Origin of the sequence: Ulvibacterium sp., assembly GCF_028285715.1 — a bacterium.
Lineage (GTDB): Bacteria > Bacteroidota > Bacteroidia > Flavobacteriales > Flavobacteriaceae > Ulvibacterium.
On the sequence record NZ_JANQOO010000020.1, the window covers coordinates 509,659 to 533,903 of the forward strand.

Below are 24,245 nucleotides of genomic sequence, written 5' to 3' on the forward strand. Positions count from 1 at the left end.
AGCATACCTTAAAATGAAATACGACCAAATTCCCAGAACACTTTTTGTAAAGAACCGCAAAAAATTCATGGACCAAATGCTGCCGAAAAGCATTGCGGTGTTCAATTCCAATGATATCTATCCGATTAGTGCGGACAGCACAATGCCTTTTCAACAACATCGCGATATTTTCTATCTAAGCGGTGCGGATCAAGAAGAAACGATTCTAGTGCTGTTTCCGGACGCCTTGGACAAAAAGCATTGCGAGGTGCTGTTCGTAAGGGAAACCAATGCCCATATTGCTATCTGGGAAGGGGCCAAATTGACCAAGGAAAAAGCCAAGGAAGTCTCCGGAATCAAAACCGTTCATTGGTTGTCCGATTTTGATAAGGTGTTTTTTGACCTGATGACAGAGTCTGAGACCATTTATTTCAATACCAATGAACATTATCGGCAAGCGGTAGAGACCCAGACCCGTGAGGATCGATTTATTCGGGAATGCAAACGAAAATTCCCAGCACATAATGTAGCCAAAAGTAATCCTATATTACAACAGATCCGCGGGGTAAAGGAACCCGAGGAAATAGAACTTATTCAAAAGGCATGTAATATTACCGAAAAAGGCTTCCGACGTGTATTGGAATTTGTGCGACCGGGTGTCTGGGAATATGAGATCGAAGCGGAACTTCTTCATGAATTTATACGGAACCGTTCAAAAGGGTTTGCTTATACTCCCATTATAGCCTCTGGCAACAATGCCAACGTACTCCATTATATAGAAAACAACCAACAATGTAACGAGGGTGAGCTCATTTTAATGGATGTCGCTGCTGAATATGCTAATTATTCGAGCGACCTTACCCGTACGATTCCCGTAAGTGGAAGATTTGTTGAGCGCCAAAAAGCAGTATATGAAGCTGTTCTTCGTGTTAAAAAGGAGGCCACCCAAATGTTGACTCCCGGAACAATTTGGGCAGAATACCACAAGGAAGTAGGGAAGGTGATGACTTCCGAGCTTTTGGGATTAAACCTTTTGGACAAGGCGGATGTACAAAATGAGGACAAAGACTGGCCGGCCTACAAAAAGTACTTTATGCATGGTACCAGCCACCATATTGGATTGGATACTCACGATTATGGGGAACTCAAAACCCCTATGAAAGCCAATATGGTATTTACCGTTGAGCCTGGCATCTATATTCCTGAGGAAAAAATGGGGGTAAGATTGGAGGACGATGTGGTGATTCAAGAAGGTGGGGAACCATTTAATCTTATGCGGGATATTCCTATAGAAGTGGAAGAAATTGAGGATTTGATGCACACATAACCAATATTCCAATCCCTAAAAGGGATTGGGCGAACATGGACCGGTTTTGTTAATGTTGGTTAGACCCAATAAATGAAACAATTCTAAGAAGGTTGGTGAAATTGAATCTTCATGTTTATAAGGATGAAAGTAATCAAAGCAGGCAATGCCCATCCCATATGAAATTGGCCTAATGGAATCCGTCCGGAGATCCAGGCAATGGATTCTCCAAGACCAATACTTTCGAGGAAATCGGGGATACTAAAAAACAGAGTTGCCAGCACGACCCATTTAAAGACTTTTGGCGGCGCAAACTTTTGGGGAACCACATTAAGTAGAATTAAAACTATGGTAATCGGGTAAATAAACATGAGAGCCGGCAAGGCCACGGCAATGATATACCCTACATTGAACTGTCCCATGGCCACTCCAAGAACGCACCCGATTATTGCCGTTAGGGTATAGACCTTTTGTGAATTTTTAAAACGATACTTTATAAAATCGGCGGTTCCCGTAATGATGCCAACGGCCGTAGTAAAACAGGCCAATCCCACTAAAACGCCAAGAAACAGATTAGCTGTACTACCTAAGGTATACTTGCCGATACCGCTCAATAATGCGGTTCGGGTAATAGCGTCATCGAATTCGGAATGCATCAGGGCACCGGTAAGGATTAGCCCTGCATAGATAAGGAACAGTCCTAATCCCGCCAACCATCCGGCATTCGCAATTAGGGCTTTCTTTTCATCGTAAGCGGCATGGGCCATCTTAAGGTTTATGGAGACGATGATCACTCCACCCACAACAACGGCCCCCATGGCATCGAACGTTTGGTAACCTTCCAAGACGCCATCGGTAAAAGGATTATTAAAGTTGATATTTCCAAAATTGAATTCGAACGAAAAGAAGGTCGTAGAGATAATTCCCAAAAGGATAAGAATAATGACCGGGGTTAACCACTTTCCGATCACATTAAGGCTTTTGGACCGGTTCATAACAAAAATGAAGACCAGCATAAAATAGATAGAGCTGGTCAAAATAGAGGGAGTTTGAAACAAAGGTTCAATGGCAATTTCATGAGTAACAGCAGCCGTTCTGGGAGAAGGTAAACTAATGGCGATGGCATAAATCAAAAAAGAATAGACCCAACTAAAGGTAGGGGATACCTTTTTTCCAAAATCGAAAAGAGTACCCTGCAATCTGGCATGGGCCAAGATTCCCAAGATTGGAATCAAAACCGCCGAAAGACAAAACCCGAGGGCCACCAACCACCAAAGTTCTCCAGATCGAAAACCCAATAAGGGTGGAAGAATAAGATTGCCAGCACCAAAGAATAGTGAGAACAAGGCAAATGCCGTTATGAGGGTTTCTTTGGTTACGCTCACTTTATCGATGTTTTGGAAATTGGAAAGATAACCCAAAATTGCACTTTGTCCCAAGCATAGTGCCTTTTAGCTTTGTTCCGGATCTTCCAAAAAAATGCACTTTGTCGAATTTTTGAAAAGAAATGTCCGTCATACCCAATAAAAAACAGTGCTAAGGCGTTGTAAGCTATATAATGTTCAGCAGACATTGTGAGCAGTTAACCCAAATCCTGAATTTCGTATTCTTTTGAGCCCCAATCATCGAGTACGACTTGATAAACCTACAAGTATGAAAAAGTTTTTTTGCAGTGTTTTTGGCCATCATTACGTTGTGTCCAAGAAAATTACCCATCACATAAAAGAATACAAATGTATCCATTGTGGTAAGGAAGTCACCACGGATGTTAGTGGAAATCTTTCGACCCTGACTCCGGAATTGCAGGATATCAACAAGACCTTGGAAGATCTTTATCAAAAAAGACATAGGGCTGCACAGCAGGTAGCTTAACTATGCTTTGGCAAAAAGGTTCCGTGCCCAAGGGGCAAACGGAATTATAAGTTATTCCTGGAAATTGAGTAAGCGCCCTTATTCTCCACTGTCGTTTGCCCCACAACAGTTAATAGGGAATGCCCTTGATTTTCGGGAATTTTTTTGAAATTAATCGAACCGGCCCTAGGGCCGGTTTTTTTCTTAGGTTTTTTTTAGGCGAAAATATAGGATGGATCCTATGGCAAGCAAAGTTCCAAAAATGGAAGGTAGAAACTGACTATAGGGATGATATTGCGGCAAAACAGTGCCTATAAAAGCAGCTAGCAATGCGGTGAACGCAGCTATCATTTTGTAGATATGCTCGTAAAGCCAAAAATTCTTATAGTGTTCCGCCTTAAATAGATAACGAAGAAAATCATAGGCTATAATAATAAACAATGCACCCACCGTGCTATAAATAATCATGGGAGACCAAATCATCCCGATAGCATCTAGGTAGTACAAAAAGTAGAGCCCTGAACTTAAGGTTAACAAGGCGACCAAGATGTCCAATGTTTTCGGCTTGTTGGATTTTGATTTCAAAACACGATAACCGGAAAATGCCTGATACCCGCTCAACATGGTCAACGCTATCAAAAACTCGTTGGCGCCAAATGCGAGGACACCCATTAGGGCGGTTACAATTACTAGGGCTATAAAAAAAAGGAAGATGAGTCCACTTCTTTTGTGTACTCTCCCGCCTTTTTTGGATAGCAGTGCCACAACTCCCAACAAAAGGGCTGCAGTTCCTGTGGTAACATGAATACCAATATTAAGCTGATGTAAAAATGTGTAGTCGCCCATGATCATAAAGTTTTCACAAATGTGGAAATGGGTTATGGATTGCACGACCTAACCCATGGGCTGAAACCTATTTTACTATTTTTTCTTGAATTCTGAAGGGGCCGTTCCTGTATATTTTTTAAAGTAACGATTAAAGGAAGATTTTGATTTGAAGCCACAATCAAATGCAAGTCCCAATATGGACAAATGGCGGTAATCCGGTGATAACAATCTTTTCTTTGCCTCTTCTACCCGATATTGATTAATGAAATCATAAAAGTTTTTCTGAAAGTATTGGTTGATGACCTGTGAAAGATGGGGAGGCGAAATTTGAATTTCCTCGGCAAGGCGGGTCAGGTTGAGGTCTTCGTTCAAGAAAGGTTTTTCTTGCGCCATATAAGAGCTCAATTGATTTGCCAAGACTTCTATCTTTTCCGAGGTGAGCCCCGATTTAGAGTATGAGGCCTTTTCCGATGTAGTACTATTTGAATCACTCGCCACTCCAAAATCCACATCGGAAAAAACCGCAGTCTGTCGAAATCCATAAAACCCAAAAGCGATCAACATTAGAGATAACGTTATTCCAACAAGGGCAAAGGCATTTGCAATAGGCAAAAGTTGAAAATGGATAGCTCCAAAAATCAGGAAAGAAGCTACCAAAAAAAGCAAAAAATAGGAGTAAACAATATAGTTCACCCACTTAAGGTTTACCTTTTCATGGAACGAGAAGAATTCCATTATGTTTTTACCATGTTTTCTGAGCAGAGCCAAATCCCAAATACAATAGAAAAGTCCAGATAAGGCCAAGGGCACCGCATAGTACTGCATCCATAGGGAAGGATTTTTTGGAAGTCGAAAAAGTCCCTCAGAAGCAATAAGCACTATTTTATCGTGCTCTTGTAGTAAAAACAGCAAAAGGACATAAACAGGATAAACACTAAGATGTATAAAAATGGTTTTCCATGCCACGGAACGCCCTGTCAACGCCAGAATATAAAGAAATAGTAGAGGTGCACCCAATAATGGTAATCCAAAGGAGGCGATGGCCCAGACACTTTGGAGTTCAAACCGGTAAATAGTAACCCCATAAAAGGCGATTTGGCCCAGTGTAACCACTATCCAAAACAAAAAAAAATAGTCCTCTCGTTTTTTACCCCTTTTAAATAACAAGAGCAAAAACATTAGGGCGCCAATACCCAAGCCCGCGTTCAGGATGATTTCCATAAAAGTATATTAATCCAGACCACAAACTAACATATTCTAAGATAGGGTAAGGGGGTTATTATCCGGAAAAGGAATTCCATCCTTGTGCTGTTAAAGGAATTTGGCTTTCACCTCTTGTAATTAATTGGGCACCTAAAGCATCATCGGTCATATGTCCAATGACGGTCAAACTTGGATTGCCTTTGATTTTGTCGAAGTCCTTTTGGTCAATGGTAAAAAGCAGTTCATAATCCTCACCACCACTAAGGGCCACTAAAGTACTGTCCATTTTGAACTCCTCACAAGCCGAAATGACCGTAGGGTCCAAAGGAATTTTATCCTCGAACAACTTACATCCTACCTTGCTCTGTTTACAGAGATGCAGTATTTCCGAAGATAGACCATCACTAATATCTATCATTGCCGTTGGCCTAACATGCAGGTTTTCCAGAAGTTCAATTATATCCTTACGTGCCTCAGGTTTCAATTGGCGTTCCACGATATAGGAATAGGGCTCCAAATCAGGTTGGTTATTGGGGTTTACCTTAAAAACTTCCTTTTCCCGCTCAAGCACTTGCAACCCCATATACGCTCCACCCAAATCTCCGGTAACAACAAGTAGATCGTTAGGTTTTGCCCCGTTACGGTAAACAAGGTTCTCTTTCTTCACCGCTCCGATTGCGGTAACACTAATAAGCATACCTTTTGTGGAAGAAGTGGTGTCCCCTCCGGCCAAATCCACATTATAAAAATTACAGGCCAGGGCAATACCTTCGTAAAGTTCTTCGAGTGCTTCCAAGGGAAATCTGTTGGAGACCGCAATGGAAACCAAAATTTGGGAAGCCTTGGCATTCATAGCGTACACGTCCGATAAATTTACTACTACCGCCTTATATCCTAGATGTTTTAGGGGCATATAGCTGAGGTCAAAATGAACTCCCTCGACTAACAAATCATTCGTAACTATGGTTTTGGCATCCCCAAAATCGAGTACTGCGGCATCATCCCCTATACCTTTTACCGTCGATTTTAAATTCTTGGGGAAGTCCTTTGTCAAATGATCTATGAGTCCAAATTCCCCCAATTGATCTAGGGAAGTACGTTCCTGATTCTTGTTTTCCAGCATTCTGCAAAAGTAAGGAGGATATAATATAAATAGTATCTTTACTAGAAAAGAACTTGAACTAGGCTATGAATCGGTTCTTCACACTTTTATTTTATACTCTAGTTTTTTCCGGTTGTTCCAATGGTGACGACAGCAACAATTCGGATAATCCGGCACCGCAGGAGAACATTGGGGACACGGTTGGTTTTACCCCTTGTGAGAATGGTGCTGCTGGCCCTTTTGCATGTGATGGGTATGATTTATTAGGGAGAATCCCGTTATCCGATTTTGGGGCAAGTTCCGGAAATGATATTTGGGGGTGGACGGACAGTTCCACAGCCAGGGAATATGCTTTAATGGGTTTGGACAACGGAACCGCCTTTGTAGATATATCGGATACCGAAAATTTGGTGTATTTGGGAAAACTGCCCACCGCAACGGTTGCTAGCAACTGGCGTGATATTAAGGTATACCACGACCATGCATATATCGTCTCCGAAGCCAATGGACATGGTATGCAGGTTTTTGACCTTACTAGGTTGCGAAATGTGACCGATCCACCACAGACTTTTGACGAGGATGCACTATATATCGGTTTTGGCAATGCACACAACGTCGTAGTCAATGAAGATACCGGATTTGTCTATCCCGTAGGTACGGCCCGGGACGATGCTTTTAACGGCGGGGCCCATTTTGTAGATGTCCAGGACCCTAAAAGCCCGGTTTCGGCAGGAGGTTATGGTGCCAACGGATATTCTCATGATGCGCAAGTAGTTACGTATACTGGTCCCGACCTTGATTATACAGGCCGGGAAATCTATGTCGGTTCGAACGAAGATATCATAATAATCGCCGATGTTACGGATAAGGCAAATCCTTTTGAAATAGCGACCATCCAGTATAGTAATATTGGTTATACCCATCAAGGATGGTTCACGGAAGATCAGAGCTACTTTATACTTGGAGACGAAACGGACGAAATAAGTTTTGGTTTCCAGTCCCGAACACTAATTTTTGATTTTACGGATTTGGATCAACCCGTATTGCACCATACTTATCTGGGGCCAACCAGTGCCACGGATCACAATGGATATGTAAAAGGGAATCAATTTTTCCTGGCCAATTATACGGCAGGAATCCGTGTTCTTGATATTTCGGACATAGCAAACAGGAACATTATTGAGGAAGGTTTTTTTGATTCCTATCCCGAAAACGACACGCCGGGTTTTGAAGGTGTCTGGAGTGTGTACCCCTATTTTGAAAGCGGTAAGATCGTCATCAGCGATATTAACTCAGGACTCTTTGTACTCGAAAAATCGAATTGACCCTCATAATGATATAACAGATAAAGAATACATGAAGCGGGTGATTTTTTTATTTTTTTTAGTTGGCTTTATCAACTGTTCTACGGATTCTGAAAATGAGTTTGGGGAAAATCAACCTATGGAAACGGAGGAAGAAAACAGTTTTGAGGGTGAAATTGATTGGATAAGAAATTTTGGCGGATCGGGGGAGGACACCCCAAGAACCCTAGTAGCTACATTGGATGGAGGTTATGCCATATTAGGTTATACCAATAGTATCGATGGGGATCTTACGAACAGAACCTTGGAGGTAAACGATTACTGGTTGTTGAAATTGGATGTTGATGGTAACCTGCAATGGAGCAAAACCTATGGGGGTAGTATGGATGATAGGGGACAATCCGTGGTACAGACCATGGACGGCGGTTACGCCATTACCGGCTATGCCATGAGCAGCGACGGGGATGGTACAAAAAATGAGGGTTTTCATGATAATTGGATCGTTAAGTTGGATGCCACGGGAAATATTGAGTGGGAACGGAGTTATGGATTTTCAGGGCACGATCATTCCTATGACTTAGTACAGACCAGTGATGGGGGGTATTTTTTTATTGGTTTTTTGGACATTACGGCCGCAAGGGCAGATGGATATGAAGAAAAGAGTCGTTTCCTTACACGACATGGTGTAGGTGAATTTTGGGGAACCAAGATCGATGCACAGGGGAACATAGAATGGCGCAGATATTTTGGAGGAAGCAACAATGATAGGGCCCATGCAGTTGTGCAGGCTGATGATGGGGGTTTTGTAATGGCCGGTTTTTCCGAAAGCGATGATTTTGACATTTCCAATACGAAAGGGAGTTATGATTTTTGGGTACTAAAAATCGACTCCCAAGGCGATTTGGTTTGGGAGCGTTCATTTGGCGGAACAGGCATTGAGGTTTCGCAGGACATTGTAAAGACAAATGATGGGAACTATGTAGTTACTGGGCATACCTTTAGTACAGATACCGATATCTCCAAAAATAACGGGGAGGCCGATATTTGGCTAATAAAAATTGATGATTCAGGAAATCTTTTATGGGAAAAGACTTTTGGAGGTTCCCAGTTTGATGCTGCCGAAAATGTGAGTCTAGCGCAGGATGGAGGGTTTATTATTTCCGGAAATTCCAAAAGCTTGGATACGGACGTTAATAGCAATAATGGAGAAAACGATATTTGGGTCATTAAGACCGATGCCAAAGGCATACTGACATGGCAGGAAAACTATGGAGGAGCGGGATTAGATTTTGGATTTGACGCCCTTCAAAATCAGGATGGAAGTATTCTACTTGTCGGTGAAATGGAAGAACTTGATTTTCAAGGACTTCAGAGCAAAGGAAAGACTGATTTGGTCTTAATTAAAATTAAGTGATTTTCTTTTCCCTGGAAACTGACCCTATAAGTTAATCTTATACTTTTATACGTTATAATAATGTTAGGAAATGTGGTAAAAACCCCACGATACCCTATATTTGTAAACTATTTAGAATAAATCCATTTAAGATGATTCAAGTATCGGAAACGGCTAAGCAAAAGGTTGTCATGCTAATGACGGAAGAAGGTTTTGATGCTTCCAAGGACTATGTCCGTGTAGGCGTTAAAAGTGGGGGATGTAGTGGATTGTCCTACGAATTGAATTTTGATAATAAGGTAGATGAAGCGGATAAGGTTTTTGAGGACAATGATGTTCGCATCATCGTAGACAAAAAGAGCTTTTTATACCTAGTGGGCACTACGCTCGAGTATTCAGGGGGATTAAACGGCAAGGGCTTTGTGTTCAACAATCCCAATGCCCAAAGGACCTGTGGATGTGGTGAGAGTTTTTCACTATAACTTGAAGATGGCACGGCCTTCAAATTGACACATCCAAAACTAACTAATCGAAAAAGATGGCATATACTGAAGAGGAATTAAAAAAAGAATTGGAAACCAAGGAATATGAGTATGGTTTCTACACTGATATTGAATCGGATACCCTTCCCAAGGGTCTAAGTGAGGAAATCGTAATAGCCATTTCCAAGAAAAAGGAAGAACCCGACTGGATGACGGAATGGCGCTTGGAATCCTATAGGTATTGGAAGGAAATGGTTGAGCCGGAATGGGCCAACATTCGATACAAAAAACCAGAATTTCAAGATATATCCTATTATTCTGCCCCGAATAAAAAACCGAAATACAATAGTTTGGACGAAGTGGACCCGGAATTATTGGAGACTTTCAAAAAATTGGGGATTTCCCTTGAGGAGCAGAAAAAGTTGGCTGGTGTTGCAGTAGATATCGTTATGGACTCCGTTTCCGTGGCCACCACCTTTAAAAAGACCCTTGCGGAAAAAGGTATCATTTTTTGTTCCATTTCGGAAGCCATACAGGAACATCCGGAACTCGTTAAGAAATATATAGGTACCGTTGTTCCACAAAAAGATAACTTCTATGCCGCCCTTAATTCGGCGGTATTTTCGGATGGGAGTTTCTGCTACATTCCCAAAGGGGTAAAATGCCCTATGGAACTCTCCACGTACTTTCGGATAAACCAAGCAGGAACAGGTCAGTTTGAACGTACTTTGGTCATCGCGGATGAGGGTAGTTATGTCAGTTATCTAGAAGGTTGTACGGCCCCATCCCGAGATGAAAACCAATTGCACGCGGCAGTTGTTGAACTTATTGCATTGGAAAATGCCGAAATAAAATATTCAACGGTCCAAAATTGGTTTCCCGGAGACAAAGAGGGTAAGGGAGGCGTTTATAATTTTGTTACCAAGCGAGGGCTATGCGAAAAAAATGCAAAGATTTCTTGGACTCAAGTAGAAACCGGTTCCGCGATAACCTGGAAATATCCCTCCTGTGTCCTAAAAGGGGATAATTCCATTGGGGAGTTTTATTCCATTGCCGTAACCAACAACTTCCAACAGGCGGATACGGGAACTAAAATGGTACATTTGGGCAAGAATACCCGAAGCACCATAATTTCCAAGGGCATCTCAGCAGGACGGTCACAGAACAGTTACAGAGGGTTGGTACAGGTCAATAGCAGGGCTGAAAATGCACGAAATTTTTCGCAGTGCGATTCCCTTTTGATGGGGAATGAATGTGGGGCGCATACATTTCCCTACATAGAGGCTAAGAATAAATCGGCCCAAATAGAGCATGAGGCAACTACAAGTAAAATTGGTGAAGATCAAATTTTTTATTGCAACCAAAGGGGCATTGACACCGAAAAGGCCATTGCTCTCATCGTAAATGGCTTTAGCAAAGAGGTGTTGAACAAATTACCCATGGAATTTGCCGTGGAGGCCCAAAAATTATTGGAAATAAGTTTAGAAGGATCGGTAGGATAAAAAATAGTAAAAAAGGAACACAATGTTAAAGATAAATAACCTGCACGCAGGTGTGGAAGGAAATGAAATATTGAACGGTATCAACCTCGAAGTGAATGCTGGGGAAGTACATGCCATTATGGGCCCCAACGGTTCCGGTAAAAGTACCTTGGCCGCAGTGATTGCAGGTAAGGAAGAATTTGAGGTTACCGAAGGTACCGTAGCTTTGGACGGGGAGGATTTGGAGGATTACGCCCCGGAAGAACGTGCTCACAAGGGAATTTTTCTATCTTTTCAATATCCTGTTGAAATTCCGGGCGTGACCGTTACCAACTTCATGAAAACGGCTATCAACGAATCTAGAAAGGCAAAAGGCTTAGAGGACATGCCTGCCAATCAAATGTTGAAATTGATCCGTGAGAAGTCAGAGCTGCTGGATATCAATCGAAAGTTCTTGTCCAGATCCCTGAACGAAGGTTTCTCCGGAGGCGAAAAAAAGAGGAATGAAATCTTTCAAATGGCCATGTTAAATCCCAAATTGGCCATTCTGGACGAGACGGATTCCGGTTTGGACATCGATGCGCTTCGTATTGTAGCAAATGGGGTGAACAAACTAAGAAGTAAGGATAACGCGGTTATTGTGATAACACACTACCAGCGTCTATTGGAGTACATCGTGCCGGATTTTGTACATGTACTTCATGAAGGAAAGATTGTTAAGTCCGGTCCTAAGGAATTGGCCTTGGAGTTGGAAGAAAAAGGATACGACTGGATCAAAAATGAAGCTGTGGTTTAATTGTAATCTGTTAAGGCTGTCTGGAATAAGGTACAGGGCTTACCGCATACCGATTACTATTTACTGAATACTAAAAGATGGATTTAAAAGATAAACTCATATCGTCCTTCATGGCATTTGAAAACAACGTGGATATTGATCATCCTGTTCACGATGTTCGAGTTGAGGCAATGAAGAATTTTGAGATGAAGGGGTTCCCTACCAAAAAGCAGGAAGCTTGGAAATATACCTCCTTGAACAGTTTGCAAAAGGTAGACTTCAGCATTTTTCCCAAGGAAGTCAATGCCCTGGAATATAAGGACGTTAAAAAATATTTCCTGCACGAAATCGATACGTATAAAATAGTATTTATCGATGGGATTTATAGTTCTTTTTTATCGGAGACTACCCATGACGGCGTGGATATTTGTTTAATGAGTTCCGCGCTTACCAAACCCATGTATCAGCCGGTAATAGATGTTTACTTTAATAAAGTGGCGTCCAAAGATGAATCTCTGACTACCTTGAATACCGCGTTCAGTAGGGAGGGGGCCTATATTTACATTCCAAAGAACAAAATGCCCAAAAAACCGGTGGAAATCGTGCATTTTGCGACTGGAAATGAAGCATCTTTAATGTTGCAACCCCGTAACTTAATCGTCGTAGAGGAGAATGCGGAATTACAGATAATAGAGCGGCATCAAAGCTTAACCAGCAATGAGGTATTGACCAATTGTGTTACGGAGATTTTTGCCGGGGACAATGCTATCGTAGATTATTACAAAGTACAGAACGATACGGCTTCCTCTTCACTAATAGATAATACCTACATCGATCAAAAGGACAAAAGTGTAGTTAAGGTACATACCTTTTCTTTTGGTGGAAAGCTAACTAGGAACAATCTTAACTTCTATCAAAACGGGGAATATATAGACTCTACCATGAAAGGGGTTACCATATTGGGAGAAAAACAACATGTGGATCATCATACCTTGGTACATCACATAGAACCGAATTGCGAAAGCCATCAAGACTATAAGGGCATTTATGGGGAAAATTCCACAGGGGTATTCAATGGAAAGATTATCGTGGACAAAGTGGCCCAAAAGACAAACGCCTTCCAACAGAACAATAATATCCTTGTAAGCGACAAGGCTACTATCAACACAAAGCCCCAGTTGGAGATTTTCGCGGACGATGTAAAATGCTCCCATGGGTGTACCATTGGCCAGTTGGATGAGGAGGCACTTTTTTATCTGCAGTCCAGAGGTATTCCCAAAAAAGAGGCTAGGGCATTACTTATGTATGCCTTTGCCAACAATGTTTTGGAAAGCGTGCGCATTCCCGAACTAAAGACAAGAATCAACAAATTGATTGCCAACAAGTTGGGTGTCCGCCTCGGGTTCGATTTATAAAGTTTATTCAGATGCTACGGACCTCCTTGGATATAGCAACAATAAGGCAGGATTTTCCCATACTAAGCCGAAAAGTCAATGGTAAACCTTTGGTTTATCTGGATAATGCGGCTACCTCACAAACTCCCCAACAAGTAATTGATGTTATTGTAGATTACTATGGGAACTATAATGCCAACATTCATAGAGGGGTTCATGCACTGTCCCAGGAAGCTACGGACAAGTATGAGGAGGCCCGAAAAAAGATTCAGGATCACTTCAATATCGCCAAGCCCCATGAAATTATTTTTACATCTGGGACCACTCATGCCATAAACCTGGTCGCTAATGGATTTTCCTCATTTCTAAGGCAAGGGGATGAAATATTGGTTTCGGCCATGGAACACCATTCCAATATAGTGCCCTGGCAAATGTTGGCCGAAAGAACAGGGGCGGTTCTAAAAGTAATTCCCATGAGCTTAAATGGGGAATTGGAAATGATTGCCTACCAACAACTGCTTTCAAACAGCACTAAGTTGGTTTTTTGCAATCATGTTTCCAACGCTTTGGGGACCATAAACCCGATTCGGGAAATTATTGAAAAGGCTCATGAAGTAGGGGCTGCAGTTTTGATTGACGGTGCTCAGGCGGCTCCACATGTCAAATCAGATCTTCAAGCACTGAACGTAGATTTTTACACGGTATCCGCGCATAAGATGTGTGGTCCTACAGGGGTAGGGATGCTCTACGGAAAGGAAGAATGGCTCAACGCGCTGCCTCCTTACCAAGGTGGTGGAGAAATGATAGCCGAGGTCACTTTTGAAAAGACTACCTATGCGGATTTGCCCCATAAGTTTGAGGCAGGGACTCCCAACATTTGTGGCGGAATTGCTTTTGGAGCGGCCTTGGACTATATGAACGCCATTGGATTTGAGGCCATAGCCGAGTATGAAAATGAGCTATTGGACTACGCTACCAGGACGTTAATGGAAATCGAGGGACTTAAAATTTATGGTACTGCTAAGGATAAGACTTCCGTAATATCCTTTAATATTGATGGAATCCATCCTTATGACATAGGAACCATTTTGGATAAACTGGGTATTGCAGTACGCACAGGTCATCACTGTGCCCAACCCATAATGGATTTTTACAAAATCCCTGGAACGGTACGTGCCAGCTTTAGTTTTTATAATACCAAGGAAGAAGTTGATGTTTTGGTGGAAGGGGTTCAACGGGCCAAATCCATGTTGTTGTAAATAGCCCAAGTTATCATTCTCTTAAATTGTTGATAACCATCGATTCTTATCGTATTTTTACCAAAAATCAATATATGACCATTGAAGAAATTCAGGAGGAAATTGTGGACGAATTCTCTATGTTCGATGATTGGATGCAACGTTACGAATACATGATAGAATTAGGGAAGTCGCTTCCTTTGATAGATGAAAAATACAAGACCGAAGATAATATCATCAAGGGCTGTCAAAGTAAGGTATGGGTACATGCCGAGTTGGAGGATGATAAACTGGTATTTACGGCGGACAGTGACGCCATTATCACCAAGGGTATCATAGCTATTTTGATACGATCGTTCAGCAATCAAAAACCACAGGATATTATAAATGCGGACACTGATTTTGTTGATGAAATTGGTCTTAAGGAACATTTATCGCCCACCCGTGCCAATGGATTGGTCAGCATGATTAAGCAGCTGAAATTATATGCGGTGGCCTATCAAACGCAATTAAACTAGGAAAAATGAGTGAGGAAACCACTAAAATAGACACCCAAGAGTTGGGAGAGAAAATAGTAAAGATCCTAAAGACCATTTATGATCCTGAAATTCCGGTGGATATCTATGAATTGGGCCTGATATATGACGTTTTTGTAAACGAGGATAATGAGGTAAAGATTTTAATGACCTTAACGTCACCTAACTGCCCGGTAGCCGAGACTTTACCGGTTGAAGTAGAGGAAAAAGTAAAATCCCTGGATATGATAAGCGATGCGGAGGTGGAAATTACTTTTGACCCTCCTTGGACCCAGGACCTAATGAGTGAGGAAGCTAAGTTGGAACTAGGATTGCTCTAAGTAGGAAATATAAGTTTGACAGTACAAAATTTTCGGTCTTAAGAACCTGGAATTTGAATTTTCTTGGCTCAGCATTTGAATAACTATTTGAGGATAATAACATGAAACTTAAAGAAGATCCCATAGTAAACCGTGTGGCCCAGAGCAAATTGGTCACTTTGGATTTGGAGGATTTTTATCCAGAAGGCAAAAGGGTACTTTTGGATATCAAGGACTGGCTATACGAGGGGTTCATCCTTAGGGAAAAGGAATTTAGGGCCCAGGTCGCGGACCATTCATGGGAGCAATATCAGAACTCCTATGTCGCATTAACCTGCTCAACGGATGCCATAATCCCTGGATGGGCTTATATGTTGGTAATGACCCATTTGCAACCTTATGCCAAAAAGGTGGTGCAAGGAACCTTAACGGATTTGGAAACCATCCTCTTCCATTCCGTAATCGAAAATCTGGATTTGGATGATTTCAAGGATAAACCGGTCATTGTTAAGGGGTGTGCCGCCAAGCCCGTTCCCCCGAACGCTTATTTGTGGATTACTGCCAAACTGCAGACAGTGGCAAAAAGCGTTATGTATGGAGAAGCCTGCTCTTCTGTCCCTCTTTTTAAGCGCAAATAATTGTTGACAACCTTGTTCATTATATGTTTACATGTTTAAATTTGTAGTTCATAAACTATAACTAAACACTAGACATTATGAAAAAGTTAGTATTTGCACTAGCAGCATCCCTTATGATATCTTTTGTTTCGGCACAGACGCTTGAAGAACTCAAGACCGAACAGAAGGCCAAAAAGGATTCCATAGCTGATATTCAGGGAAGGGTCGATGGCCTACAAGCGCAGATCGATGCCTTTCCAGGTTGGAAAAAGGGTGCCTTTGGTACCATTGGTGCCAACATTTCAGGATTCAACAACTGGTATGCCCAGGGAACACCTAATAACTCCTCCGGTAACATTGGGGTTACCCTTAATGCCTTTGCCAATCTGAACCAGGAAAAGTTTTTTTGGAGAAATTCGGGAAACATTAACCTACAATGGGTAAAGTTGGACGATAAGGATAGTGATACGGATGATGAGAGCTTCAACGGAACTACGGATGTCTTTAATCTTACTTCCCTTTACGGATACAAATTGAGCGAAAAATTCGCGATTTCGGCTTTAGGGGAATATCGAACCACGATTATAAACAACTTCAATGATCCTGGTTATTTGGATTTGGGAATTGGGGCCACCTGGACGCCTATTGCGGATATGGTCGTGGTTATTCACCCGTTCAACTATAATTTTGTGTTCAGTAGTGAGGAGGACATTTATGAATCTTCTTCGGGGGCCAAAATCTTAGTGGATTATACCCGTCAAATTGGGAATGTTAACTTTAAGACCAATTTTTCTACCTTCCAAAGCTATGAGAATGGGGATCTTTCCAACTGGACATGGATCAATTCTTTCGGATATACTTTGTGGAACGGGATAGGGCTTGGCTTTGAATTTGGTCTTAGGAACAACAAACAGGAAGCCTTGGATTATGCCATAAACAAAGCACCTACGCCAGATCCTGATGCGACCTTTGATAGCATTGATAACGATTTGCAGACCTATTGGATTTTTGGACTCAATTATTCCTTTTAAAATACAAGGTTTTTCAGTATAACGTAAAAGGCCCGACAATTTTGTCGGGCCTTTTCTGGTAAGTAGGGTACATTTAATTTGTTTGCACAGTCAAATAAAATCGAACTCAATATTCGGTAAAGATTAGGGCGGTGCCATCCCAATAACTATCGGGACCAATTTTCGTTAAGTTACGTTCTCTTCTGGGACAATAAGTAAACCTTTAAATACCCTGCTAAAGTAGCTTCATAGTGTACCACGCTTAAATTTTTGTTGTGAAAAGGATACTATTTGTTGTGAACAACGTTAAAATGAGTGGTATCATCGATGAAATGCTCAAAAAGCACTTCAATTGTTACCAAATAAAAAAAGCCCGGACTGTGGGGTACGGGCCATTTTTTTAGTTAAGTAGGCTATTGTAAAATCTGGTCTAAGCTTTGTAGGTTCGAATTTTGGTTTTGGGGAAACCTCCATTCTTTTTCAGTTAAGTTCAAGGTGTCGGTTTGGGGTCAACACTATCACTTAATTACACTGTAAATGTAGTACGGATATCCAACAGTTCTAAATTATTGTTGTGAACCGGTCTTAATTTGTTGTGAAAAAAATGAACGGCCAATTTCATCGATGAACGGTATACTTTCCCAACAAAAAACCCCGCTATTGGTAATCTAGATTTTCTGGATATAGGAAATTATTGTAGGGGAATCGGCTGATGTGGATTTCCCGCACGGCCTGATATACCTTGCTACGAAACTCATCCAGATTATCCTTGTTTAGTGCAGAAATAAAAAGCACATTGTCGCCCAAACGCTGCATCCATGTCCGCTTCCACTCCTCCATTGTAAAATGTCTTGAGGTTTTTTCGGTAATTAAATCGTCTTCATCCAAGGTCTCATGTGAATATTGGTCTATTTTGTTGAAAACCATGATCACAGGTTTTTCGGCGCTATTGATTTCGTCTAAAATCTGGTTTACGGAATCTATGTGCTCCTCAAATTGGGAGTGGGAGATGTCCACTACATGTAGTAATAGATCTGCTTCCCGTACTTCGTCCAAGGTACTTTTAAAACTCTCTACCAATTGGGTCGGAAGTTTCCGGATAAATCCAACGGTATCGCTCAACAAAAAAGGAAGATTACCGATGACTACTTTCCGTACCGTGGTATCCAAGGTGGCAAAAAGTTTGTTCTCGGCAAAAACATCACTTTTACTTATCACGTTCATTAAGGTAGATTTACCCACATTGGTATAGCCCACGAGTGCCGCACGGACCAAGGAACCTCGGTTGCCGCGTTGGGTCTCCATTTGTTTATCTATCTTGGCAAGCTTCTTTTTTAACAAGGAAATCCGGTCTCGAACAATACGACGGTCAGTCTCAATTTCCGTTTCCCCGGGTCCACGCATCCCAATACCCCCGCGCTGACGCTCCAAATGGGTCCATAGACCGGTCAATCGCGGTAGTAGATATTCATATTGCGCAAGTTCTACCTGGGTACGGGCATAACTGGTCTGTGCACGTTGGGCAAAAATATCCAGTATAAGTCCGGTGCGATCGAGGATTTTGCAACGCAACAGCTTTTCAATGTTGTTTTGTTGTGCCGGGGAGAGCTCGTCATCAAAAATCACGGACCCTATTTCATGCTGTTTAACATAGGCCTCAACCTCCTTCATCTTTCCGCTACCAATGTAGGTTTTGGGATTGGGGATTTCTACACGTTGTACAAAACGTTTGGTGACTTCTCCGCCGGCCGTATAGGTCAAAAACTCCAGTTCATCCAAATATTCGGTTACCTTTTCCTCGTTTTGTCCCCTATTGATAACCCCGATTAAAACGGCCTGCTCATACTCTATGTGCTGTTTTTCTAACATATGAAATCGCAAAGTGCAAATTTAAGCAATACGGGCCAAGCTATTTTCGTAAATTAAGCTCCCCAAAAAGAGAATGTATGCTTTTTTCATTTTTTAAGAGAAAGAAAGGCAAACGGCTACATACCATAGCGTTTTATAATCTGGAAAATTTATTTGACACGGTAGATGACCCGGACACCTTGGACGATGACTTTACGCCAAAAGGAACCAAAAAATGGTCGGATAAGCGATATCAAAAGAAAGTGGGCAAGTTGGCCAAGACTATTTCCGAAATTGGAAACGAATCTGCCCAAAACCCACCCGTTTTGGTAGGGGTCGCCGAAGTGGAGAACAAAACGGTTATGGACGACCTTATTACTTCGGAACCTTTACGGCATATCGACTATGGCTATGTACATTATGACTCACCGGATGAACGTGGTATCGATACGGCATTGATTTATCACAAAGGGAGTTTTGAAGTAATGCATTCTGAACCTATTGCTCTGCTGGTCTACGAATTGGATGGGTTGCGGGATACCACAAGAGATATTCTATATGTTCATGGAAAGTTGAATGGAGAAGAGGTCCATATTTTTGTAAACCACTGGCCTTCCCGCAGAAGCGGTAAGGTAGAGACCGGATACAAACGGGTACAGGCGGCTGAAACTATACGGGAATTTATGACTGCCCTGGAAATGAAAATCCCCAATCCCAATTATATCGTCATGGGAGATTTTAATGACGACCCTTCTTCCGAAAGTATACAGACCTTGATGCAATCCACTACTTTATATAATCCTATGGAAAAGCTACATTCGCCGGAAAGGGGCAGTGCCAATTATAAGCGCAGTTGGAGCCTTTTTGATCAGATTATGGTCTCGCACAATTTCTTCAACTATGAAAAAGGGACCCATAGCTTTGCCCATGCCAATATCTTTGATGACCGTTTTCTGACCGAATGGACTGGAAAATACAAGGGAAGTCCGTATAGAACTTACGTGGGGCGCAAATATTTAGGAGGTTACAGCGATCATTTTCCGGTTTACATACAATTAAAGTATAATAGATGAGGATTTTAAATCTTTGTGATTTCGGTTTCTTCCAACAAATCCTCATTTCGTAAGCGAAGAAAAACCTGTGCCGTAGTCACCACATCACCTTCGCAATACAAAACAATCCTATCCAGGTCGTTATCCTCATAATAAACCTCGCGCACCTTGCTTCCGTCAATATCTTCCTTGGGTGAGGGAATACCCAAAACATGGGCCAATAACTTTAAAGAAGTATAGTGCTTATAATCCCCAAACTTCCATAGCTCCATGGTATCCAAATGCGGAACTTCCCAGGGCTTTTTACCAAAAAGATTCAGTTTATAAGGCAATGGAATACCATGGACAATCATGCGCCTCGCGATATAGGGAAAATCGAACTCCTTACCATTATGCCCACAAAGTAGATGTTTTGGCGAACTAAAATGAGCGTCCAAAAGGTTTTTAAAATTCCGAAGGATTTTTAGCTCTTCCCCGTGAAAAGAGGTTACCCTAAAATTTCGAATGTCCCCTTTTAGGTTAAAATAACCTACAGAAATACAGATAATCCTTCCAAATTCAGCCCATATTCCGGCACTATCATAAAACTCCTCTGCCGTAATCCCTTCCTTTCGTTGGTATTGGGACTTTTGCTCCCAAAGTTCTTGCTCGGTATGTTCCAGTTCTTCAAAGGCTGCCTTTTGGGGAACGGTCTCTATATCAAGGAACAAGACATGTTCCAAATTAATTTTTTGTAACATCTTAGGGTAGCTTTAGGAAAAGGTAAATGTTGGAATGATTTATTTCAATGGAGTCCTTTTTAACATAAAAGCCCAAATCGATGAAGACAACTTTAGCAAGCACGTCATCATTTTTGAGATCTATAACCAGTTTTTCCGGATTAATGGAATACAGATTTCTTCCGTACTTGGATAGCTCCTTGAGCTTTGGTTCTAGGGGTATTTCCAAGAGGGTTTTACCATTTCCCTTTTCGTGTAAGGTCAATAAAGGAGATTTTGACCGATATTGTACAAAACAGCGACCTAGTGGAATACTATCCGGCGTACTTGGATTGATACTCAGTTTCGTAAAGAGGGTATAGTCAGAAATATCAAAACTGAAATCGGTATTATCTTGTTGATAATAATTATGATAGTTTCCATAGATACTCTCTTGGTTTTTATCTTTTGGATCCAGGGTAATCCCTAGGGAATCCAATATTTTTTCAGTATCAAGCCAACCATACGTTCTTAATGTTCCGCTTAGAGTGTCCTTGAGGATTCCTAACGAGGACATATCGGCATTGTTAATAATGTCCAGTTGGAATAATGCATTTCGATCATCCAAATAGGAGAGAATGGATTTCAACTGCTCATACTCTTGCAAATTTGCCATATTGCCTTTGGATTCAACATCTCCATACACATTTTGGAACTCCTGGATTTGGCTATTTTTTGAAATACTGAACGCGCCCCAAAAACCAAATGAAGTGAGGATGGCCAGAATAAAAAGTGAAATAGGTAGAACTTTTAAACGCTTCTTGGAATTAAGGAGAAGGTACAGGGCCATACCCAAAATCCAGAAGGCAATGATTAAAACGAAATAACGGTTTTCCGTAAACCCATAGTCCCCGATACGCCTAAAAATGGCTACAAATAGGAGGAGAACTAAAGGAAGCAATAAAACATAAAACCATGGATAAAAATAATTTATCATCCATGATTTGAGGGTTTTCTGTACGGGATTGATGATAGCTTGGACCAAAAAACCCAATAACGCCAAGGCCGTTACCAAATAAGATACCCAACCCTTAGGGAGTTCCCATTGGATTAAAATCTTTAGGCCATATGCATACAGTATTAGGATGTAGAGAAGTACCAAGGGTATTAAAATATATTTCACAAATACTTCCAAGGCTTTGTTAAATGTTAGTGTTACATTTTCCAGTACTTCCTTTGGAAAATCCGATAAGTAGATCCACGTGTTTACGATTCCCAAACAAAAGACAAATAATTGCCCGTAGCGTTCACCTTTAATATCAACGTTGAACAAGGAATCTATGGCCAATAAAGCCAGGACAAGGCCTAAATACAGTATCCCTGAAAAAAAAGCACTACGTACAATGGCATATCCTACGGATTTCAAATAGTTCCAATAGGCCGTTTTATTCCATTGTATTGCGAAGGGTGCGAAAAGCACCAATAGATGTCCGGCTATGAAGTAAAGGAAGAATCGGATAAAGTAGATTGGGCTTACATCTGATGCGCTTAAATCTGGTAAGTGCCAGTAAAAAAGGAATAGCAGCACCAAAACTATCAACTTTAGAGCAATCCATTTTTTACGGTTTTTTACTTGCTCCAAGAAGAACTGCGTTCCTATAAGCCAACTTACTCCCAATACAAGCGTCAACAGAACATCTGAGTACTTTTCAAATAGTTGACCTGAGTTATCTTCGAGAAGAAAAATACAAAAAAAAGACCCCAGCATTACCCAAACCAAGGTAACGGGAAAGCGTTTAAAGGCACTTTGTGCCTTATTTGCAATATCTAGTACTGAGGGGAACTTCATTAGAAATTGTCTTGAACTCAATATACGAACAAATTTGCAAAGGCTAGGATTATGATATCACCCAACTTGCGAAGGACACTTAACAGGAAATTCCTTGGAATAAACCGAAAACCGACCCTTAGGTCGGTTTTTTACTTTAAAGAATGATAGGTTAAGGCCAAAATCTCCTCCAAATAAATACTTTATCGATGAAATGCATACTATTTCAAACGACATTAAGTAGTATCTGGATGACAGACCAATCAGTCTTAAGGAATTAAAATAACGATTGCTGCTTTACAGGATTCTCATGGTCTAAAAGCCATTTTTTCCGATAAAGACCACCCGCATAGCCGATCAGGGAACCATCACTTCCGATTACTCGATGGCAAGGTATTACTATCCATAACGGATTTTTTCCGTTGGCTGCTGCTACAGCTCGAATGGCCTTTACATCACCCAAGGTTTTGGAGAGCTCTAAATAGGAAACAGTCTTTCCATAAGAGATTTCCTGAAGTGCAGCCCAAACTTTTTTTTGAAAATCGGTTCCCTGCGGATTTAGACTTAGGTTAAAGCACTTTCGTTTTCCCTCAAAATATTCATGAAGTTGATATGTAGCCTCCTCAAGAATTTCTGGAACAACGTCGGTTGTTTTGTGGTCCGGATCCAGAACGGTAATACTGGAAAGTCCCTCGGCATCACCTTCTAGTTTGGCTACTCCCAAAGGCGTTTCTATATAACATTCTTCCATAATCTCGAAATGGTGTTTTAAAGGGAAAAGGTTACTCGGCCGGCGGCGAATCAGGTGGTTGGGTTTGCTGTTCTATTACACCACTTCGTTTGGCCCTGCGCTCCCAGTTCTTCCGGGCCAAAAGTTGTAAGTCTGCTATGTTGTCACTTTCGTCCATGATTTCAAGGCCGAGAAGGGTCTCAATAACATCCTCCATAGTAACAATACCACTTACCGATCCATATTCGTCCACCACTAGGGCAATATGTTCGCGCTTGGCGATCAAGGTATCAAACAACCGTGGAATGGGAGTATCCCTTTTGGTAATCAATAAGTCCCTGCGAATTTCTGATAATGGGATATCCGCATTGTCATTTATAATCTCCTCCAACACATTATCCTTGAGCACAAAGCCCGTAATATTATCCACTTTGCTATCATAAACGGGAATACGGGAGAACCGAAGTTTGGGGTTTTCATCAAAAAACTCCTGAACAGTACTCTGCTCAGAAGCTATTTTTACCACAGCCCTTGGGGTCATGATGTCCTTTACCAGTACCTCATCAAAACGGAGCAAATTTTTGATAACTGTAGATTCCGATTCTTCAAAAACCCCCTCTTCTTGGGCAATATCAGCCATGGCAGTAAAGTCTTCCCGGCTTAGCACACTCCCATGATGCCCCTTACCTCCAACCAATTTGGTAAAAAGCTGCAACAACCATAGGAGCCCGGTCCATTTTAGTATCAAAACCATTATTTTGAGCGATTTGGCCGTAAAATTCGCCAATTGCCGCCAATAGGTTGCGCCTATGGTCTTTGGAATAATCTCCGAAGCAACTAAAATTAATATGGTCATAACCGTTGAAACTACGCCCACCATAACGTCCTCTGTAAACGCCATGCCCAAAACCTTGTGCTGTGTGCTGCCATATAGGTCGGCATAAGCCACTTTGGCCTGCACCCCAACCAAAATGGCACCTACAGTATGGGCTATAGTGTTTAGGGTGAGGATGGCAATCAATGGTTTATCCACATCCTTTTTTAATCCCTCAAGGGTTTGGGCATAGGACTTGCCCTCCTTTTTTTTGAGATTGACAAAGGTTGGTGTAATGCTCAAAAGAACGGCCTCCAAGATTGAGCAGAGAAAGGAAAAAAATATGGAAACAAGGGCATAAAAGAGTAATAATCCCATGAATGAAGTTTTACCAAATCAAAGATACCAATTAAAATTAGTGAAACCCATATTCGATAAGCAGCAGATACAGAGCCAATACAAACAATTTTAACTGAC

The 24,245-nt window shown here is 41.5% G+C and carries 23 protein-coding genes; 14 read left to right on the forward strand and 9 right to left on the reverse strand.

The window, feature by feature from the left end; translation table 11 throughout:
- Positions 1-13: 13 nt before the first annotated feature.
- Positions 14-1,306 (forward strand): aminopeptidase P family protein, encoded by a 1,293-nt coding sequence (locus tag Q0993_RS13625; protein WP_299533844.1) that lies wholly within the window; start codon positions 14-16, stop codon positions 1,304-1,306.
- Positions 1,307-1,389: 83 nt separating this feature from the next.
- Here the strand turns inward: Q0993_RS13625 and brnQ are convergent, their stop codons facing one another.
- A complete protein-coding gene (gene brnQ / locus Q0993_RS13630) occupies positions 1,390-2,670 on the reverse strand; it encodes a branched-chain amino acid transport system II carrier protein (RefSeq protein WP_299533845.1) in 1,281 nt (426 codons plus the stop codon).
- A gap of 268 nt (positions 2,671-2,938) precedes the next feature.
- Between brnQ and Q0993_RS13635 the strand changes: the two genes are divergently transcribed.
- Positions 2,939-3,157, forward strand: coding sequence for a hypothetical protein (locus tag Q0993_RS13635; RefSeq protein WP_299533846.1), 219 nt, complete (start codon positions 2,939-2,941; stop codon positions 3,155-3,157).
- Positions 3,158-3,340: 183 nt separating this feature from the next.
- Here Q0993_RS13635 and Q0993_RS13640 read toward each other — a convergent pair whose 3' ends face one another.
- The 3 genes from Q0993_RS13640 to thiL form a co-directional block, all read right to left on the reverse strand.
- Positions 3,341-3,982 (reverse strand): hypothetical protein, encoded by a 642-nt coding sequence (locus Q0993_RS13640; RefSeq protein WP_299533847.1) that lies wholly within the window; start codon positions 3,980-3,982, stop codon positions 3,341-3,343.
- Between the two features lie 75 nt (positions 3,983-4,057).
- Entirely contained in the window at positions 4,058-5,185 is a 1,128-nt protein-coding gene (locus Q0993_RS13645; protein WP_299533849.1) for a helix-turn-helix domain-containing protein, read from the reverse strand.
- Positions 5,186-5,243: 58 nt separating this feature from the next.
- On the reverse strand, positions 5,244-6,290 hold the full coding sequence (gene thiL / locus Q0993_RS13650; RefSeq protein ID WP_299533851.1) for a thiamine-phosphate kinase: 1,047 nt from the start codon (positions 6,288-6,290) through the stop codon (positions 5,244-5,246).
- A gap of 65 nt (positions 6,291-6,355) precedes the next feature.
- Between thiL and Q0993_RS13655 the strand changes: the two genes are divergently transcribed.
- The 11 genes from Q0993_RS13655 to Q0993_RS13705 all read left to right on the forward strand — a co-directional run bounded on the left by Q0993_RS13655 (position 6,356) and on the right by Q0993_RS13705 (position 16,819).
- Positions 6,356-7,594 (forward strand): choice-of-anchor B family protein, encoded by a 1,239-nt coding sequence (locus Q0993_RS13655; RefSeq protein ID WP_299533853.1) that lies wholly within the window; start codon positions 6,356-6,358, stop codon positions 7,592-7,594.
- A 31-nt stretch (positions 7,595-7,625) separates the two neighbouring features.
- A complete protein-coding gene (locus tag Q0993_RS13660) occupies positions 7,626-8,987 on the forward strand; it encodes a hypothetical protein (protein ID WP_299533855.1) in 1,362 nt (453 codons plus the stop codon).
- 131 nt (positions 8,988-9,118) lie between these two features.
- Positions 9,119-9,448: an iron-sulfur cluster assembly accessory protein gene (locus tag Q0993_RS13665; protein WP_299533858.1), complete on the forward strand. Its 330-nt coding sequence runs from the start codon at positions 9,119-9,121 to the stop codon at positions 9,446-9,448.
- 56 nt (positions 9,449-9,504) lie between these two features.
- The gene (gene sufB / locus Q0993_RS13670) at positions 9,505-10,950 is read left to right on the forward strand and encodes a Fe-S cluster assembly protein SufB (protein WP_299533860.1); all 1,446 of its coding nucleotides are present in this window, start codon (positions 9,505-9,507) and stop codon (positions 10,948-10,950) included.
- 22 nt (positions 10,951-10,972) lie between these two features.
- Positions 10,973-11,725, forward strand: a complete 753-nt coding sequence (sufC, locus tag Q0993_RS13675; RefSeq protein ID WP_299533862.1) for a Fe-S cluster assembly ATPase SufC — start codon at positions 10,973-10,975, stop codon at positions 11,723-11,725.
- Positions 11,726-11,802: 77 nt separating this feature from the next.
- Positions 11,803-13,119: a Fe-S cluster assembly protein SufD gene (sufD, locus tag Q0993_RS13680; RefSeq protein WP_299533864.1), complete on the forward strand. Its 1,317-nt coding sequence runs from the start codon at positions 11,803-11,805 to the stop codon at positions 13,117-13,119.
- Positions 13,120-13,130: 11 nt separating this feature from the next.
- Complete coding sequence (locus Q0993_RS13685; protein WP_299533867.1) at positions 13,131-14,357, forward strand: aminotransferase class V-fold PLP-dependent enzyme; 1,227 nt, start codon at positions 13,131-13,133, stop codon at positions 14,355-14,357.
- A 74-nt stretch (positions 14,358-14,431) separates the two neighbouring features.
- Positions 14,432-14,854 (forward strand): SufE family protein, encoded by a 423-nt coding sequence (locus tag Q0993_RS13690; protein WP_299533870.1) that lies wholly within the window; start codon positions 14,432-14,434, stop codon positions 14,852-14,854.
- 5 nt (positions 14,855-14,859) lie between these two features.
- Positions 14,860-15,192, forward strand: coding sequence for a DUF59 domain-containing protein (locus tag Q0993_RS13695; protein ID WP_299533873.1), 333 nt, complete (start codon positions 14,860-14,862; stop codon positions 15,190-15,192).
- Positions 15,193-15,293: 101 nt separating this feature from the next.
- Positions 15,294-15,809 carry a DUF2480 family protein gene (locus Q0993_RS13700; protein WP_299533875.1) on the forward strand — a complete coding sequence of 172 codons (516 nt, stop codon included), beginning with the start codon at positions 15,294-15,296 and terminating at the stop codon, positions 15,807-15,809.
- Positions 15,810-15,886: 77 nt separating this feature from the next.
- A complete protein-coding gene (locus Q0993_RS13705) occupies positions 15,887-16,819 on the forward strand; it encodes a DUF3078 domain-containing protein (RefSeq protein ID WP_299533878.1) in 933 nt (310 codons plus the stop codon).
- 636 nt (positions 16,820-17,455) lie between these two features.
- Here Q0993_RS13705 and hflX read toward each other — a convergent pair.
- The gene (hflX, locus tag Q0993_RS13710; protein ID WP_299533880.1) at positions 17,456-18,667 is read right to left on the reverse strand and encodes a GTPase HflX; all 1,212 of its coding nucleotides are present in this window, start codon (positions 18,665-18,667) and stop codon (positions 17,456-17,458) included.
- A gap of 77 nt (positions 18,668-18,744) precedes the next feature.
- Here hflX and Q0993_RS13715 point away from each other — a divergent pair, with 77 nt between their 5' ends.
- Positions 18,745-19,719: an endonuclease gene (locus Q0993_RS13715; protein ID WP_299533882.1), complete on the forward strand. Its 975-nt coding sequence runs from the start codon at positions 18,745-18,747 to the stop codon at positions 19,717-19,719.
- Between the two features lie 5 nt (positions 19,720-19,724).
- Here the strand turns inward: Q0993_RS13715 and Q0993_RS13720 are convergent, their stop codons facing one another.
- The 4 genes from Q0993_RS13720 to Q0993_RS13735 form a co-directional block, all read right to left on the reverse strand.
- Positions 19,725-20,438, reverse strand: coding sequence for a 3'-5' exonuclease (locus Q0993_RS13720; protein ID WP_299533884.1), 714 nt, complete (start codon positions 20,436-20,438; stop codon positions 19,725-19,727).
- 1 nt (position 20,439) lies between these two features.
- Positions 20,440-22,245, reverse strand: a complete 1,806-nt coding sequence (locus tag Q0993_RS13725) for a DUF4153 domain-containing protein (protein ID WP_299533886.1) — start codon at positions 22,243-22,245, stop codon at positions 20,440-20,442.
- 256 nt (positions 22,246-22,501) lie between these two features.
- Positions 22,502-22,975 (reverse strand): methylated-DNA--[protein]-cysteine S-methyltransferase, encoded by a 474-nt coding sequence (locus Q0993_RS13730; protein ID WP_299533888.1) that lies wholly within the window; start codon positions 22,973-22,975, stop codon positions 22,502-22,504.
- A 31-nt stretch (positions 22,976-23,006) separates the two neighbouring features.
- Entirely contained in the window at positions 23,007-24,146 is a 1,140-nt protein-coding gene (locus tag Q0993_RS13735; RefSeq protein ID WP_299533890.1) for a CNNM domain-containing protein, read from the reverse strand.
- Between the last annotated feature and the right edge of the window lie 99 nt (positions 24,147-24,245).